Source organism: Methylosinus sp. RM1 (genome assembly GCF_011378635.1).
Classification (GTDB): Bacteria; Pseudomonadota; Alphaproteobacteria; order Rhizobiales; family Beijerinckiaceae; genus Methylosinus; species Methylosinus sporium.
Window position 1 is genome coordinate 76,059 of the sequence record NZ_WOVC01000013.1, and the last position, 15,047, is coordinate 91,105.

The following is a 15,047-nucleotide window of genomic DNA, read 5'->3' on the forward strand; positions in this document are numbered from 1 at the left end:
CGTCACCGAGCCTCGGCGCGGGTCAGCCCGCCCATGCGCTCGATGAAGGCGGGGATCGTTTCGAGCCCGACATTTTCTTTCAGATTGGCGAAGACGAAGGGACTTCGCCGCGCATTCGGCGGGCGTCGCGATCCATTACCTCGAGCGAGGCTCCGACCAGCGGCGCGAGATCGATCTTGTTGATGACGAGAAGATCGGAGCGCGTGATGCCGGGCCCGCCCTTGCGCGGAATTTTGTCGCCGGCCGAGACGTCGATGGCATAGAGCGTCAAGTCGGCGAGCTCGGGGCTGAAGGTCGCGGCGAGATTGTCGCCGCCGCTCTCGATGAGAATGAGATCGAGATCCGGGAATTTGCGGTTCATCTCGGCGACGGCGGCGAGATTGGCCGAGGCGTCCTCGCGGATCGCCGTATGCGGGCAGCCCCCGGTCTCGACGCCGACGATGCGCTCGGGCGCGAGCGCGCCGGAGCGGGTGAGGAATTCAACGTCCTCCTTCGTGTAAATGTCATTGGTAATGGCGGCGAGACGATATTTATCGCGCAGAAACTTGCACAGCCGATCCATCAGCGCCGTCTTGCCGGAGCCGACCGGGCCGCCGACGCCGACGCGCAGCAGGCCGTTGGGAGGGGCGCGGTCATGAGCGGAACAGCCTCGTATATTGCGTTTCATGGCGCATGGACGCGATGTCTATGCGCAGGGCGGAGGTGCGAGCTGGCTCGCACGCGGCAAGTCGAATCTCGACATAGCCGAGATTCTCTGCATCTCGCCGCGCACGGTGCATGAGCATTTGGAGCGCATTTTCGTGAAGCTCGGCGTCGACAGCCGCTCCTCCGCCGCCTCCGTGGCGCTGAAGGCGGTGGCGACGGATCGAGGGGACGGCGAGGGCGGCGGCGGAGCGGAAGCTCTTGTCTTTCCGCGCGATCGAAGCTTGGATGCGCGCGCCGGCCGATGGGATGTGCGGCGCAATGGAGTCCTCATGAGCGAAGAGCTGTCGGAATTGTCCTCTCGTCTCGTCGCCCTGGAGACGGCGCTCGCGCATCAGGACAGGACCGTCGCCGAGCTGAACGACGTCATCGCGTCGCAATGGCGAAGGATCGATGCGCTGGAACGGCAGCTCGCCCGATTGCGCGAGGAGTTCCAGACGCTCGGCCACCGCGACGCGCCAGAGCCCCCGCCGCCGCATTACTAATGCGGGCGCGCGCTATCTATTTGAATTTATGAATATTATTGGTGCCCCTGGCCGGAGTCGAACCAGCACTCCTTGCGGAACTCGATTTTGAGTCGAGCGCGTCTACCAATTCCGCCACAGGGGCGCGGGCCGGCGGGGCCGGCGTCGCGGCGCGGATATTAGCCGGGCCGAAGCCTCCGTCAAGGCGACCTCGCACATCTTCGAGCCTCGAGCCTCGCTTCCCGACTGCCGAAATGATAAACGAGAGGCGCTCCGCCTTCCGAACCGGTTGGAAAATGATCAAAAAGCTCTACGACTGGACCATGTCGCTCGCCGCCAGCCGGCACGCGCCGCTCGCGCTCGGCGCCATAGCTTTCGCGGAAAGCTCTTTCTTTCCGGTTCCGCCGGATGTGATTCTCCTGCCCATGTCGCTGGCGCAGCCGAAGCGCTCCTGGCTCTATGCCGCGATCTGCACTGTCGGCTCGGTCGCGGGCGGCGCGCTCGGCTACGCCATAGGCGCGCTGTTCTACGACACGATCGGCCTCTGGCTCATCGATCTCTATGGCTACGCCGCCAAAATGGAGGCGCTGCGCGCCTTCTACGCCCAATGGGGCGCCATCTTCATTCTGGTGAAAGGGCTCACCCCCATTCCCTATAAGCTCGTCACCATCGTCTCCGGGCTGATGGATTATAATTTCGGCCTGTTCCTCGCGCTCTCGCTCGTCACGCGCGGCGCGCGCTTCTTCATCCTCGCCGCCGCCATCAATCATTTCGGCGATTTTCTGCGCGACAAGCTGGAGGCGAATTTCGGCGTGTTCGTCGGCGGCATGGCGGCGATCGTCGTCGTCGGATTCGTCGTGGCGGCGAAATTCCTGTGATCGCGGCGCTGCTCTCCACGCGGCGGCGCGCGGCGCTGGTCGTTCTCGGCGTCGCCGTCGCCACCATAGGCGGCGCCTGGATCTTCGAGGCGATGGGCTTCGCCCCCTGCGAGCTGTGCCTGAAGCAGCGCATACCCTATTACGCCGGCATTCCGCTCGCCGCCTTCGCGGCCATAGCGCTGCAGCGGGGCGGGGAGGGCGCCGCGCGCATCGCGCTGGCGCTGCTCGGGCTGTTGTTCGCGGCGGGGACGGCGCTGGCGCTCTATCATTCCGGCGTCGAGCTGAAGCTTTTTCCCGGCCCCTCCGAATGCACGGGGGCGCTGAGCAAGGCCGGCTCCTTCGACGATTTCCGCTCCTCGCTCGACAAGATGAAAGTGGTGAGCTGCGATCGTCCGGCGCTGCGCATTTTCGCGCTCACGCTCAGCAATTGGAATGTGCTGATCTCCGCCGCTCTCGCCGCCATCGCCTTTCGCGCCGCGCGCGGCCGCTGAAATTCTCCGAACGGCCTTGTCGCAGCGGCCGCTCGCGCCATCCTCTGCCCGATAGAGAATTGACCATTCTCGATCGGCGGCGGCGCGGCCCGCTCGCGAGCAATCGGAGAATTTCCATGCGAGTCTTCCAGCAATACGACATGCAGACGCAGGGCGTTCAGACCAGCCCGGACGGCTCGCCCAACACGCGGGCGCTCGGCCGGCATCTCATCCTATTGGAGAATCGTTTCAACGAATTGGCGAATGACGTCAATCTGATGCAGGACAAGCTGACGAAGATTCTCATCACGCTCGACAAGCTCGCCAATAAGGGCGCGCCGACAAATGGCCCCGTCACCAGCGCGGAGGCGCTGCGGCGGCTGCTGGGCTGACAGGCGCCGCGAACATCGGGCCGCAGCTAGCTTTCGGGGCGCGCGCGCCGAACGACTCCGCTGGCGGCGAAGAAAGCGTTCAGACGCTCCGTTTCGCCTTCGAAATCGCCATGGGCGATGGCGACGACTTCGCCGGATCGGCGGTCCACGTCGACCGTTTGTCGGCATTTGTGCGTGTGCCAGCGCTCGCCTTTGCGTATGCGATCCGTATAGATAACCGCGACGGACGTGTCGGAGACGTCGGCTCGATCGATCTCCGATTCGTAGACGACTTCATCGAATGTCGCATGCGCCCAAGCCGAGGCGGCGCGATAGGAGTCGATGATCGCGATGCGTCCCGTCACGACGTCGCCGCCGGTGTCGTAGACGCAATCCTCACTCAGAAAACAACTCGCCGCATCGAAATCATCGCGGTCGAGAGCCTTCGCCAGTCCGTCGACGATCGGGACGATGTCTCGCATGGATATCTTTCCGGCGATCTCGTTCTTCGGGACCGAGCGCGCTCTATTCCACCGCGAGCCGCGCCCTTGCGCGCAGCTTCTCCGTCTCGCTCTTCAGCTGACCGCAGGCCGCGAGAATGTCGCGGCCGCGCGGCGTGCGCACCGGGCTCGCATAGCCGGCGTTGAAGACGATGTCGGAGAAGCGCTCGATCGTCTCCCAATCGGAGCATTCATAAGGCGCGCCCGGCCAGGGGTTGAAGGGGATCAGATTGATCTTGGCCGGAATGCCCTTCAGCAGCCGCACCAATTCGCGCGCTTCCGCCGGGCTGTCGTTGACGCCCTTCAGCATCACATATTCGAAGGTGATGCGCCGCGCATTGGAGGCGCCGGGATAGTCGCGACAGGCGTCGAGCAATTCGCGGATCGGATATTTCTTGTTGAGCGGGACCAGCTCATTGCGCAGCGGATCGCGCACGGCGTGCAGCGAGATCGCCAGCATAGGCCCGCATTCGGCGCCGAGCTTCTCGATCTGCGGCACGACGCCCGAGGTGGAGACGGTGATGCGCCGCTTCGATAGCGACAGCCCGTCGCCGTCGGACATGATCTCGATCGCATCCTCGACCTGCTCGAGATTATAGAGCGGCTCGCCCATGCCCATGAAGACGATGTTGGAGACGGCGCGCACGTCCGGCCCCGAGGGCACGAGCCCATCGGTCGGCGGCTCGAGGCCGGGAAAATCGCCGAGCCGCGAGCGCGCGACGAGAAGCTGCGCGACGATCTCGCGCGTCGAGAGATTGCGCACCAGCTTTTGCGTGCCCGTATGGCAAAAGCTGCAATTGAGCGTGCAGCCCACCTGGCTGGAAACGCATAAGGTGCCGCGGTCGCTCTCGGGAATATAGACGCATTCGATCTCCGCGCCCTTGTCATTGGCGTCGACGGGGTCGAGCCGCAGCAGCCATTTGCGCGTGCCGTCGGTGGAGACCTGCTCGGCCGCGATCTCCGGCAGAGCCAAGGTGAAGCGCTCGGCGAGCTTCGCGCGCACGGCTTTCGAGATGTTGAGCATCTCGGAAAACTCTCGCGCGCCGCGGAAATAAATCCAATGCCAGAGCTGCGAGACCCGCATTCTGATCTCGCGCTCCGGTATCTCTATGGCGCCCAGCGCATCGGCCAGCTCGGCGCGTGTGGCGCCGGCGAGCGACGGGCGAGGATCGGAAGCGGAAGCGGCGGTCATCAAGTCCTCTTTTCTGCGAGGAAATCAGTATAACATGCGCGCCAGCCGACTCCATGGGGCGGCGAAGGGACGAAGACGGACATGGGAGACGGGCGGAAAATCGTCATAGCGACCTTCGGCTCGCTCGGCGACCTCAATCCTTACGTGGCGCTCGCTCACGCGCTGAAACGCCTCGGCTTTCGCCCGGTGATCGCCACCAGCGTCTTCTATCGCGACTGGATCGAGAGCGAGGGGCTCGGCTTCGCCGCCGTGCGGCCGGACGTCGAGGAATTGACCGAGCGGCTCGGTCTGGACTTGGGCGGCGTCGCCGATCGCGTCGCGCGCGACGACGGCTTCATGTTCCGCGAGCTGATCTTTCCCTATCTCCGCCAGAGCTTCGAGGATGTCGCGGCGGCGGGCGAGGGTGCGGCGGCGGTGGTCGCGCACAGCATCTGCTTCTCGGCGAAGCTCGCCGCGGAACGGCTCGCCGTGCCGCTCTTCGACGGCGTCGTGTCGCCGCTCTTCCTGTTTTCGGCCTATGATCCGCCGCTCGGTCCGCGCTCGCGCTTCGTGGCCGACCCGCGTTCCGGCCTCGCGCTCGCCTATAACAAAGCGTTGGCTTTCGCGGTGACGCATTTTCTCGCTTGGCAGGGGCGGCCGATCGCGCGGCTGCGGCGCGAGCTCGGCCTGCCGCATCGACGCGGGCGCGATCTTTTGACCGGCGGCTCCTATGCGCAGGCGACTCTCGGGCTCATGAGCCCGCTGCTGGCGCCGCCGCAGCCCGATCATCCGGCCAATGTCTTTCTCGCCGGCCATACCTTCCATGACCGTTTCACCGATGCGGCCGAGGGCTTGCCGGAGCCGCTCGTAGATTTCCTCGAAGCCGGCGCGCCGCCGATCGTCGTGACGCTCGGCAGCTTCGTCGTGCGCGGGCGCTCGGACTTCTACCGCGCCGCCGGCCATGCGGCGCTCCGCCTGGGGCGGCGCGCCGTGCTGCTGGTCGCGGAGGAGGAGCGAGAGGCTTTGGCCGAGGGGCTGCCGCCGCAGCTCTTCGTCGCCGGCCATATCCGCCATTCGCTGATATTTCCGCGCGCCGCCGTCGTGGCGCATCACGGCGGCTCGGGAACCTGCGGGCAGGCGCTGCGCGCCGGGCATCCGCAGCTCATCGTCCCCGTCTTCGGCGATCAGGGCGACAACGCCGCGCGCGTGGAGCGTCTCGGCGTCGGCCGGCGCCTCCCTTATGAGCAATGCTCGAGGGAGCGCCTCGTCGAGGAGCTGGGCGCTCTCTTTTCCGATGACCGCTACGCCGAAAGCGCCCGCGAGGCGGCCGGGCGCATCGGCCGCGAGGATGGCGCAGCCGCGGCCGCGGCGAAGATATCGGAGCTTGTCGGATGCGCGGCAGTTGCTGTCGAGGCTTAAGGATGACGAAGCTGGTTCTTATCGCGATCGCGATGATTTTGCTCGAATTATCGTCGGTTCGAGCCGGGGAGGCGCATCTGACGCTCGCAAAGGGCGAGACGCGGAGGCTCGAATTGATCGAGAATCCCTCCACCGGCTATGTCTGGCGCTTCGACCGAGCGGCGAGCACAAATCCGGCCATTGTGCGGGTCGTGGATGGCGGTTTCGTCCCTTCGGGCGACGAGTCGGAGCCGCCGCGAGCCGGCGCCCCCAGCCTGCGTTTTTTCCGCATCGAGGCCGTCGTCGCCGGCAGAGCGCGTCTCGTCTTCGTCGAGAAGCGGCCTTGGGAGAAGCAGGTGGTGCGCCGCCGGGAGGTCGAGGTTCGCGTGCGCTAGCGATCTGCGAGCCGGAAGGCGCGCTTCGCGAGACACTGGACCGCTACGACGATCCTTCCTTCGGCTTCAGCGCATCGGCGAGCCGCATTTGCGCCGAGCCGGGCTCGAGCGGCTTCTGCTGGCTCTCGTGCGGCGCCCAGCCGGAGAGCCAGACCAGCTCCATCGTCGCGCGCACGCGGCCGTCGGCGTCGGAGAAGCGCGTCGCGTAGATTTCCGCGGCCCGCAGCAGAACGGCGCGCCGCAGCGGCTTGCGGGAGCGCTGCGTCAGCACATTGGCGGCGCCCATGGCGCGCAGCTCGGCGCAGAGCGCGAACATGGAATCATAGCGCAGCGTGAAGGAGTCGACGTCGGTCACCGGCAGGGCGAAGCCGGCCCGCTGCAATAGCCCGCCGAGATCGCGCAGATCGACGAAAGGCGAGACGCGCGGGCTCGCCCCGCCGCAAATCTCGTCCTCCGCCTGGGCGAGCGCGGCGCGCAGCTCGATGAGGCTCGCGCCGCCCGGAAAACAGGCAAGAAAAAGCCCGTCCGGCGCCAGCATCCGCCGCGCCTGGGCGAGCGCGCCGGGGAGGTCGTCCACCCATTGCAGCGCAAAGCCGGAGACGATGAGGTCGAAGGCCTCCGCCGCGAAGGGCAGCGTCTCCTCCTCGGCGACGAGATCGACGCTCGGCTCCTGAAAACGCCCGGCCCGCAGCGGCGCGGGCCGCCCGCTCGCCGCGACGATCTGTGCGAAATGCGCCGCGGGCGTGCAGAGATCGAGCGAGCGGGGGAAGGGACGCTTTATGCCCCTCAGCCGATCGGCGAGATCGTCGGCGGCGCGGGCCAATAGAAAATCGGGCGCGCCGCGGGACGCCGCCCGCGCCAGCCGGCGGCGCAGCAGGGCGCGGTCGAAAATCGCCGGCGCGGACTGTCCATGTTCCATGCCCCGTCATGCCCCGAACACGCGCGCCGCGCAACCGGCGCCGCGCAAGGCCGAATTAAGGCGGAGATTTCCCCAGCTTCTGTCGCGCTTTAGCGAGACAGGTAAGGAAATCTTAGTGTTAAACCGTAACCGCAACTATGAGATGGCTGGCGCGAATTATGGCCGAAGCTAGAATGCGCGACATGTTCGAATGCGACGCCGGCCATTCGGAGAAGGTGTGAGCCATGAGCATTTCGTTTCGTCAGCGTATTTCGCGTTACACGGCCGCGGCGGCGCTCGCTTGCGGCCTCGCCTCGCTGCCGGGAGCGGCGAGCGCGGCGCATAATGTCGTCTCCTACAGCGCCCCGGTGCAGCCGGGCACGGTGGTGATCAGCGCCCGCCAGCGCAGCCTGTTCCTGGTCAATGGGGACGGCACCGCCATTCGCTATCCGGTCGCGGTGCCCAAGGCCGGCAAGGAATGGTCCGGCTACGCCCGCATCGACGGGAAATATGTGAATCCCGATTGGGTTCCGCCGGCGGTGGTCAAGCAGGACCATCCCGAGCTGCCCAATTTCATCCACGGTGGCTCGCCGCATAATCCGATGGGCGTCCGCGCTCTGACGCTCGATCGCAATCAGGTGGCGATCCATGGCACGACCAATAAAATGCGCGCCTCGGTCGGCACTGCGGCCTCCTATGGCTGCATTCGTATGCTGAACGAGGATGTCGTCGACCTCTATGAGCGCGTCAGCGTCGGCACGCCGGTGGTGATGACTCCTTAAAAAAGACGAGAGCGGAGCCGGTCCGCCGCGTCGCGCAGCTTCGCGCAAGCCGCGCGACGCAGACTTGTCCCACGGTTTTTCGTTTCGCGAATGCTTCAGCTTGTGGACGTCGGCTCGCCGCCTGTAGACCGGCGGAAACGAATCCACCACTGTGCGACAAATCAACGAACGCACATGAGGTTCGCGTCCACACATCGTCGAGTCGGCGGCATTTCAATTGTTTCGAGTAGAGTGAACGAGCAGGACGATTCGTTTCGTCGGGCGGTTTCCACAAGGGGAGCGCGAAGGCTCGCAGTCAGCGTCTGCGTCTCTGAAGAGAGAAGCGTCCGTCGCCCTTGTCTGGCCGACCCTCACATTAGGTTTCGCTCATGCTGATCGCACCTGACAAAGACTTCGACCGTCCCCGACATCCCGTCGATATCGTCGAGCAGCTGGCCTCCACCAATGACTGGAGCTTCGATCGCGACGACGAAGACGAGATTTCGATCTCTGTCGCCGGCGGTTGGACCGACTATCATGTGGCCTTCACTTGGCTGGCGGAGCTCGAGACTCTCCATGTGAGCTGCGCCTTCGATCTGCGCGTGCCGGAACGCCGCCGCACCGAGGCGCAGGCGCTGATCCGCACGATCAACGAACAGCTCTGGGTCGGCCATTTCGATTTGTGGCCGAGCGAGGGGGTCGTCATGCACCGCCAGGGCCTGCTGCTGACCGGCGGCGCCCAGCCCTCCGGTCCGCAATGCGCCGCTCTGCTGGACCATGCGCTGGAGACCTGCGAGCGCTATTATCAGGCGTTCCAATTCGTGCTCTGGGCCGGCAAGGGCGCTAAGGAAGCGCTCGAGACCGCGACCTTCGAGACCAAGGGAGAAGCGTGATCCAAATGGCCGACGCGGCCGAGCTGCCCCGCTCCATCACTCTGGTCGGGGCCGGAAAAATGGGTTTCGCCCTGCTGCAGGGCTGGGCGGCTCGCGGGCTTTCTGGCGCGGGCGTGACCATTGTCGAGCCGCAGCCTTCGCCGGCGCTCGTCTCGCTCGCACAGGAGCGCGGCTTTCGCCTCAATCCGGAAAATCGCGAGGCCCCGCGCGCGCTTCTGCTCGCCGTGAAGCCGCAGGCGCTGGATCAGGTCGCGCCGACGATCGCGGGAGAGGCCGGCTCCGATACGCTCATCGTCTCCATTCTCGCCGGCAAGCGCGTCGCCGATCTTTCCGCTCGGCTGCCGCAGGCGCGGCTTTTCGTGCGTGCAATGCCCAACACGCCGGCCGCCATCGGCCGCGGAATCACCGGCGCCTTCGCCGCGCCCGCCGTCGATACGGAGAATCGCGCGCTGGCCGAGACTCTGCTCGCCGCCGTCGGCGAGGTGGTCTGGGTCGAGACCGAGCCGCTGGTCGACGCCGTGACTTCCGTGTCCGGCTCCGGTCCGGCCTATGTCTTCTATTTCGTCGAATGCCTGACCAGAGCGGGCGTCGAGGCCGGCCTGCCGGAGGAGACGGCGGCGCGGCTGGCCCGCGCAACCGTTTCCGGCGCCGGCGAATTATTGCGTCAGAGCGCCGGTACGACGCCGGCGACGCTTCGTCAGAACGTCACCTCGCCCGGCGGCACGACCGCGGCGGCGCTCGAGGTTCTGATGGCGGGCGACGGCCTCGCGCCGCTGCTGGAGCGCGCGGTCGCCGCGGCGAAGCGCCGGGCGGGGGAATTGTCCGGCTGAGCGGCGCAAAGCGCTTCCGATTCGGCCAAAACGCCCTAAATTAGCTTGCCTAAATTAACGTGGAAGCGGCTGGCTTCGAGCGATGTGAGGAGGCGGCGATGGCGACGAGCGGCAAGACCAACGAAACAGGCAATAGAAGCGGCTCGGTCCGCGACCGGATCGTCGAATCCTTGATGCGGCTGGCGGCCCGCCGCGCCTTCGAGGATATCGCGATTTCCGACATCGCCCAGGACGCGGATGTCTCGCTCGCGGATTTCCGCGACAATTTCCCCTCCAAAGGCGCGGTGCTGGCGGCTTTCTCGCGCAAGATCGACCGGCAAGTGCTGGAGGATTTCTCCGGCCGCTACGCCTCCGAGCCCGCCAAGGAGCGGCTCTATGAGGTGCTGCTGCGCCGTCTCGAAGCGCTCGAGCCCTATCGTAATGCGCTGGAGTCGGTCTCGCAATGGGCCTCGACCGATCCGCTGGCGGCGGCCGCGCTCAACCGCGAGACGGTCAATTCCATGCGTTTCATGCTGGAGGCCGCCGACATAGACAGCGAAGGCGCGCTCGGCGCGTTGAAGCTGCAGGGCCTCTCCATCGCCTGGTGGCGCGTGCTCGGGACCTGGTTCGACGATCGCGACGTCGATCTGTGCCGCACCAAGGCCGCGCTCGACCGTGAGCTCTCGCGCAGCGAGGCGGTGATCGAGCGCATCGAGGATGTGAGCCGCCTGACCTCGCCGCTGCGCGGTCTGGCGCGCGCCGTGTTCCGCGGAATGACCGGCCGCCGTCGCCACCGCCATCATGCGCGTGATCGCGACGATGAGTTCGAGGAAGATTATGAGGAGGCGCGTCGGCGTCATCACCACGCCGAAGACCATCATCACGCCGAGGGCCATCACCACGGCGAAGGCCATCGCCGGCATCAGGACGACGCCACCGCCTGACGGCGGCGTCGTCCCGCTTTCATCAAAAGCCGATGCGCACGGCCGTCGTCACCGAATGGGCGACGGCCCCGTTGCGAGTCGCGACATCGGCGTCATAGCCGATGTGCCAGCCGATATTCGGCGCGAGATCGCCTTGCGCGCCGACGCCGACCGTGACGGAGTTACGATCATAGGTCGGAATGAGGATCGTCTGCGTCGCCATTTGGCTGAGCACGCCGGCGAGGCTGACGTTCACGCGTCTGGGATCGCGGTCGAGCATCTCATTATAGGCGACCCGCACCCAAGGATTGACGCCGAGGAAAGAGGCCGAGACCTCGCCGCCGAAGCGCAGCGTCGTCGCATAGGTCGAGTGCTCTGGATAAACGACATTGCCGCCGGCGGCGCCGCTCTCCGTATAGCCGCGAATGGTCGCATGGGTCTGCGTCACGCCGAAGAAGGGCGTGAATTGGAAGGCGTCTAGCTTCAGCTTGGCGCCGATCTCGCCGCCGAACGCGTAAGAATCGACGCTGGTGCGGCCGACGCCGGTGAGCCCATAGGCGCCGAGGCGGCGAATGTCGGAGAAGCCGACGTCCGGCGAGAAGGTCGCCGTTCCGTGCAGATAGAAGAGATCGCCGAAATAGCCGGCGTAGAGGCTCGGCGAGACGGTCGGCGAAATGTCGAAATAGCCCAGCGCGCCGCCGCCATATTGGCCTGCGCGCACCGTCGCCGCGACGCCCACGCGAATCTCCTTCCAGCCATAATCGACGCCGAAGGAGCCGCCATAGAGCGTGCGGTCGCCGTCGAGCCCGGGCCGCGACGAAGTGGGGCCGAAATCGACATTGCCGCCGAGCCAGGTCGAGAGGCCCTGCGCCGCGAAGACGCCGCTCTGCGCGCGTCGAATCGATTGCAGCTGCGCGATGACCGGCGCGGCGGCGCTGGAGGCGAGGCCGAGAGCGCCGGCGTCGATGCGGCCGAGCACCTGAGGCGCCGTGTCGCGCATGGATTTGAGGAACAGCGGATCGACGGCGGTCGGCAGGGTGAGCTGATAGACCAGGACCATATTGTCGTTGTTCTGGCCGGAGTTGTAGGTCTGGCCCTGCATCACGCCATTGGTCGTGGTGAAATCATTGTCGTTGGAGACGAAGAGATAGAAGTCGTTCGGCCGGCCCTCGACGAGCGTCGGGACGAGCGCCATGCCCTCCCATTTCTCCGACAGGGTGAGCTGCGACTGCGCCGACTGGCCGGGCGCTCCATTGTTGAGGTTGAGGCCGAAGCGGGCGAGCTGTGTCGTGTTCAGCATGTCCACGAGCTCGACCGACTGCGCCGGCGTGATCGCCGGATTCAGCACGCCATTGGGCGCGACCTGGCCGCCCGCCGTCGTATCGGCGGCCGTGCCGGAGACATTGGTCGCCTGTCCGATGTCGACGAGATAGATGGATTTGACCATGATCGGATTGCCGGCCGCCGAACCCTGGCCGGTTCCGTCGCGCGCCAGCACGAGGAACTGCTTGTCGTTGAGCGCCACCATCTCGCTCTGCGCCGCGGTGCGATTGGCGCTGCCGCCATCGCCGTTCTGCCTGTAGGTCGGCAACTGCAGCACATAGGTCTCGATCGGCGCCGCCGGCGTCGGATTGAGCGAAATATCATAGACCAGGATGCGCGTATTGTTGCGCGTTTGCTGTCCAGAGGCCTGGTCCTGCATCGTCGCGCTCTGCAGGATCGCGAACAGCCGGTTGCCGTCCGGGCTCACCGAGACCGCCTCGAGGCCTTGATTGTTGCGGCGTCCCGTCGTCGGCGCGACGGTCGAGTTGAAGTCGATCGCGCCATTGGTTCGCGGCAGCAGCGAAGAGGGAACGCCGACCGAGCCGACGAGATTGCCATTGGCGTCGAAATAGAAGATCGACGGGCCATATTCGTCGCTGACGTAGAAGCTGCGGTCGGTCTTGAAGGCGAGGCCCTCCGCGTCGAGCGATATCTTGCCGGCGCCTATGCCGGCGGCAGGGCTCGGCGCGAGGCGGCCGAAGAGATTGACGGCGCCGCCCGACCCAGAATCGGCGCCGGTGAATGTCTTGCCCTGATTGTCGCGCAGCAGAACGCCGCCGTCGGGCGTCATCTGCACCTGATTCTGCGAGCTGGTGGAGGCGGGGAGATTCGCGCCCGAATAGGGCGAGAAGGCGATGTTGAAGCGCAGCAGCCGTCCCGCATAATCGGAGAAGACGCCATTGGCGGGATCGTTGAGGCCGCGGTCGGGCAGGGCGAGCATGGTCGCGACGAAAGTCGAGCCGCTGCGCCGCCAGGAATAAGGATCGATGGCGAGGCTCGAGAAGGAGCCGAGCGTGTCGCCGAGGAAATCGACCGTCCCAGCCGGAAGACGTCCGGTTCCGACGAGACCTTGATTGGTGAAGGTCACGCCTCCCATGCTGATAGAGGCGGCCCCGTCATTGGCGACGACATTGGGCGTGCGATAGGTCTGCGCCGTTGCGGCGCCATGCAGCGCGAGCGTCGAGATGGACGCGAGCAACCAGTTACGAAAAGGCATTTTATCCCCCGGCTTTAGCTTGGCCGGAGGTCGGTCTATGGCCGCCCGTTAACGATTCCGTGACGGTCTGGCCACGGTCGCTAACAGGACGGAAACATTCTCAGGCTGTGGCCCTTCCGCCACAATTCGCGAGCGTCACAAGGAGACGTAGACGAATTTGAGGCCCTTGAGCGTCGGGTAGTTCTCGCGCAGCGCCTTGGCGATCTTGCCGACGAGGTCCTTGTCGCCGGCCGCCGAGGGGCCGACGAAATCCGTTCCCTGCATCCATGTCTCGAGGAAGCAGTGGAGCGTGTTGTCGTAGGCGTCGTCGGTGGGATGCGCCGTCTTGTCGGCGAGCGAGGCGATTCCGTCGGCGCTGACCTCGAGGCGCCAGTCGCGGTCGTCGACGACCGAGCCGATCAGCTTCGCAATGTCGGCGTCGGTCCAATCGCCCTTCAAATCAACGGCCATTTTTTTCGCTCCTTGCTGCGCGCGGCTTCGGCGGCGCGGGACAAAATGGACGAAGGGCCGGGATCGCCTGTCGGATAGCCGACAGGCGCACATCGCGGCCCTTCCCGCAGGCTCACTTCTTGGTGAGCTTCGCCACCGCCATGTCGATCGCGGTCGTCGCTTCGCCGACGGTGAGCCACGCCTCGGCGCGGTCCTCGTTCTTGAAGGATTTGCCGAGATTATACGGCTCCTCGCCCGGAACGTGCAGGAAGCAGGCCCATTTTCCGTCGGCCTGCTCCTCGACCGTCACTTTGTAGTCCGCCACGCGGTCCTCCTGTTGCTTTGCTGCGTCTGTTCTCACGGTGCGCCGGTCCGTCCCCGGCGCGACTGTGGCGAAGCAGATTGGGCGCCATATGGCGAGACATGCGGCGGCACGCTTATTGAACCTCGCCTCGCGGCCGGCGGAGCGCCGGGGCAAGGAGGACGAACCCCATGACCGACATTGTCGAAGGGCCGGCGCTGGCCGCTCTCTCCTGCGGCAAGCCCGCCTTTCTCGTCGTGATGCTGCATGGCGAGGGCGCCGACGGCCAGACCATGGTCGATCATGCGCTGAACTGGGCTCCCACCATGCCCAAGGCCGAATTTCTCGCCGCCGAAGCGCCCGCGGGCGTCGATGGCGTGAAGCGCTGGTTCGACGGCGGTGATCCAGAGGGGCTCGCCAAAGGGCTGGCGGCGCTCGAGCGCTTTCTCGAGGCGGCGCTGGCGAAGCGCCGCCTTCCGGCCTCGCATCTGGCGCTGGTCGGCTTCTCGCAGGGGGCGACGCTCGCGCTGCTCGCCGGCGTCGCGCGGCCGGGGCCGGCGGCGGCGGTGGTGGCGTTTTCCGGCGGTCCCTATGGCGCTCCGCCCGTCGGCGCCGATGGCGCGCCGCCCATTCTGCTGATCCATGGCGACGCCGACGTGGTTTCGCCGCTCGCCGCCGCACGCGAGACAAAGGTTGAGCTGACGGGGCAGGGCGCCAAGGTCTGGTCGATGACGCGCAAGGGGCTCGATCATGCGATGGACGACGATGGCGTTATCGCCGCCGGCGATTTCCTCACCGAGCATGTCGCGCACAAGAAGAGCGCGGCGCAAGACGATCACGACCACGATCATGACGACCACGATCACGCGCATTGAGGCTCGGCACGGCTCTTGCGGGACGAGGTCAGGCTCTATGCGAAAGGAGATATGGCCATGGCCCTGACCGCCGAGGACATAAAAGAAGGCAAATGCTATGCGACCCGCGGACCCGAGCGATACAAGGTGATCGCCATCAATCCGCGCGGGATTGTCACCTTCATCACCTGGGAAGGCAATCAGAAGCCGAGCCCCCTGCGCGCCAATTGCGGCCTGAAGGCCTTTCTCGAAGGCGTGACGAAGGAAATCCCCTGTCCGGCGGAGGGCTGA

The 15,047-nt window shown here is 65.9% G+C and carries 18 protein-coding genes, 1 tRNA gene and 1 pseudogene; 12 read left to right on the plus strand and 8 right to left on the minus strand.

All coding sequences use genetic code 11. The features are described 5' to 3' along the window. Nucleotides 1–2: 2 nt before the first annotated feature. Nucleotides 3–667, minus strand: a pseudogene (gene ureG, locus FMZ75_RS11330) (urease accessory protein UreG). Here ureG and FMZ75_RS22135 point away from each other — a divergent pair. Beyond that, on the plus strand, nucleotides 666–1,187 hold the full coding sequence (locus FMZ75_RS22135) for a SlyX family protein (protein ID WP_370464703.1): 522 nt from the start codon (nucleotides 666–668) through the stop codon (nucleotides 1,185–1,187). The pseudogene ureG and the gene FMZ75_RS22135 overlap by 2 nt on opposite strands. A gap of 39 nt (nucleotides 1,188–1,226) precedes the next feature. Here the strand turns inward: FMZ75_RS22135 and FMZ75_RS11345 are convergent. After that, nucleotides 1,227–1,311, minus strand: a tRNA-Leu gene (locus tag FMZ75_RS11345). Nucleotides 1,312–1,462: 151 nt separating this feature from the next. Here FMZ75_RS11345 and FMZ75_RS11350 point away from each other — a divergent pair. From FMZ75_RS11350 to FMZ75_RS11360, 3 genes are all read left to right on the plus strand, one after another. After that, nucleotides 1,463–2,044 (plus strand): YqaA family protein, encoded by a 582-nt coding sequence (locus FMZ75_RS11350; protein WP_174800264.1) that lies wholly within the window; start codon nucleotides 1,463–1,465, stop codon nucleotides 2,042–2,044. Next, nucleotides 2,041–2,535, plus strand: a complete 495-nt coding sequence (locus FMZ75_RS11355; protein ID WP_108916468.1) for a disulfide bond formation protein B — start codon at nucleotides 2,041–2,043, stop codon at nucleotides 2,533–2,535. The genes FMZ75_RS11350 and FMZ75_RS11355 overlap by 4 nt, the downstream gene beginning before the upstream one ends. Before the next feature lie 116 nt (nucleotides 2,536–2,651). Then, on the plus strand, nucleotides 2,652–2,906 hold the full coding sequence (locus tag FMZ75_RS11360) for a hypothetical protein (protein WP_142861356.1): 255 nt from the start codon (nucleotides 2,652–2,654) through the stop codon (nucleotides 2,904–2,906). Nucleotides 2,907–2,932: 26 nt separating this feature from the next. On the opposite strand, the gene FMZ75_RS11365 is transcribed toward FMZ75_RS11360, so the two are convergent. Both FMZ75_RS11365 and rlmN read right to left on the minus strand, forming a co-directional pair. Further along, on the minus strand, nucleotides 2,933–3,367 hold the full coding sequence (locus tag FMZ75_RS11365; RefSeq protein WP_166142858.1) for a hypothetical protein: 435 nt from the start codon (nucleotides 3,365–3,367) through the stop codon (nucleotides 2,933–2,935). Between the two features lie 43 nt (nucleotides 3,368–3,410). After that, nucleotides 3,411–4,577 (minus strand): 23S rRNA (adenine(2503)-C(2))-methyltransferase RlmN, encoded by a 1,167-nt coding sequence (rlmN, locus tag FMZ75_RS11370; protein ID WP_166142860.1) that lies wholly within the window; start codon nucleotides 4,575–4,577, stop codon nucleotides 3,411–3,413. 81 nt (nucleotides 4,578–4,658) lie between these two features. Between rlmN and FMZ75_RS11375 the strand changes: the two genes are divergently transcribed. Together FMZ75_RS11375 and FMZ75_RS11380 are read left to right on the plus strand one after the other, a co-directional pair. Next, complete coding sequence (locus FMZ75_RS11375) at nucleotides 4,659–5,975, plus strand: glycosyltransferase (protein ID WP_142861353.1); 1,317 nt, start codon at nucleotides 4,659–4,661, stop codon at nucleotides 5,973–5,975. 2 nt (nucleotides 5,976–5,977) lie between these two features. Continuing rightward, the gene (locus tag FMZ75_RS11380) at nucleotides 5,978–6,349 is read left to right on the plus strand and encodes a protease inhibitor I42 family protein (protein WP_166142862.1); all 372 of its coding nucleotides are present in this window, start codon (nucleotides 5,978–5,980) and stop codon (nucleotides 6,347–6,349) included. A gap of 43 nt (nucleotides 6,350–6,392) precedes the next feature. Here FMZ75_RS11380 and FMZ75_RS11385 read toward each other — a convergent pair whose 3' ends face one another. Continuing rightward, entirely contained in the window at nucleotides 6,393–7,268 is an 876-nt protein-coding gene (locus FMZ75_RS11385; protein WP_108916474.1) for a methyltransferase domain-containing protein, read from the minus strand. A 224-nt stretch (nucleotides 7,269–7,492) separates the two neighbouring features. On the opposite strand from FMZ75_RS11385, the gene FMZ75_RS11390 reads away from it, so the two are divergent. The 4 genes from FMZ75_RS11390 (at nucleotide 7,493) to FMZ75_RS11405 (ending at nucleotide 10,654) form a co-directional block, all read left to right on the plus strand. Further along, entirely contained in the window at nucleotides 7,493–8,029 is a 537-nt protein-coding gene (locus tag FMZ75_RS11390) for a L,D-transpeptidase (protein ID WP_108916475.1), read from the plus strand. A 368-nt stretch (nucleotides 8,030–8,397) separates the two neighbouring features. Continuing rightward, complete coding sequence (locus FMZ75_RS11395) at nucleotides 8,398–8,901, plus strand: YbjN domain-containing protein (RefSeq protein ID WP_108916476.1); 504 nt, start codon at nucleotides 8,398–8,400, stop codon at nucleotides 8,899–8,901. Between the two features lie 5 nt (nucleotides 8,902–8,906). After that, complete coding sequence (gene proC / locus FMZ75_RS11400) at nucleotides 8,907–9,731, plus strand: pyrroline-5-carboxylate reductase (protein WP_166142864.1); 825 nt, start codon at nucleotides 8,907–8,909, stop codon at nucleotides 9,729–9,731. A gap of 98 nt (nucleotides 9,732–9,829) precedes the next feature. Beyond that, nucleotides 9,830–10,654 carry a TetR/AcrR family transcriptional regulator gene (locus FMZ75_RS11405; protein WP_166142867.1) on the plus strand — a complete coding sequence of 275 codons (825 nt, stop codon included), beginning with the start codon at nucleotides 9,830–9,832 and terminating at the stop codon, nucleotides 10,652–10,654. A gap of 22 nt (nucleotides 10,655–10,676) precedes the next feature. On the opposite strand, the gene FMZ75_RS11410 is transcribed toward FMZ75_RS11405, so the two are convergent. The 3 genes from FMZ75_RS11410 to FMZ75_RS11420 all read right to left on the minus strand — a co-directional run bounded on the left by FMZ75_RS11410 (nucleotide 10,677) and on the right by FMZ75_RS11420 (nucleotide 13,926). After that, a complete protein-coding gene (locus FMZ75_RS11410; protein WP_166142869.1) occupies nucleotides 10,677–13,172 on the minus strand; it encodes an esterase-like activity of phytase family protein in 2,496 nt (831 codons plus the stop codon). Between the two features lie 135 nt (nucleotides 13,173–13,307). Continuing rightward, on the minus strand, nucleotides 13,308–13,622 hold the full coding sequence (locus FMZ75_RS11415; protein ID WP_108916478.1) for a hypothetical protein: 315 nt from the start codon (nucleotides 13,620–13,622) through the stop codon (nucleotides 13,308–13,310). 112 nt (nucleotides 13,623–13,734) lie between these two features. Next, the gene (locus FMZ75_RS11420; protein WP_026191360.1) at nucleotides 13,735–13,926 is read right to left on the minus strand and encodes a hypothetical protein; all 192 of its coding nucleotides are present in this window, start codon (nucleotides 13,924–13,926) and stop codon (nucleotides 13,735–13,737) included. Nucleotides 13,927–14,093: 167 nt separating this feature from the next. Between FMZ75_RS11420 and FMZ75_RS11425 the strand changes: the two genes are divergently transcribed. Both FMZ75_RS11425 and FMZ75_RS11430 read left to right on the plus strand, forming a co-directional pair. Then, nucleotides 14,094–14,777 carry an alpha/beta hydrolase gene (locus FMZ75_RS11425; protein WP_166142871.1) on the plus strand — a complete coding sequence of 228 codons (684 nt, stop codon included), beginning with the start codon at nucleotides 14,094–14,096 and terminating at the stop codon, nucleotides 14,775–14,777. 57 nt (nucleotides 14,778–14,834) lie between these two features. Further along, nucleotides 14,835–15,047 (plus strand): hypothetical protein, encoded by a 213-nt coding sequence (locus FMZ75_RS11430; protein WP_166142873.1) that lies wholly within the window; start codon nucleotides 14,835–14,837, stop codon nucleotides 15,045–15,047.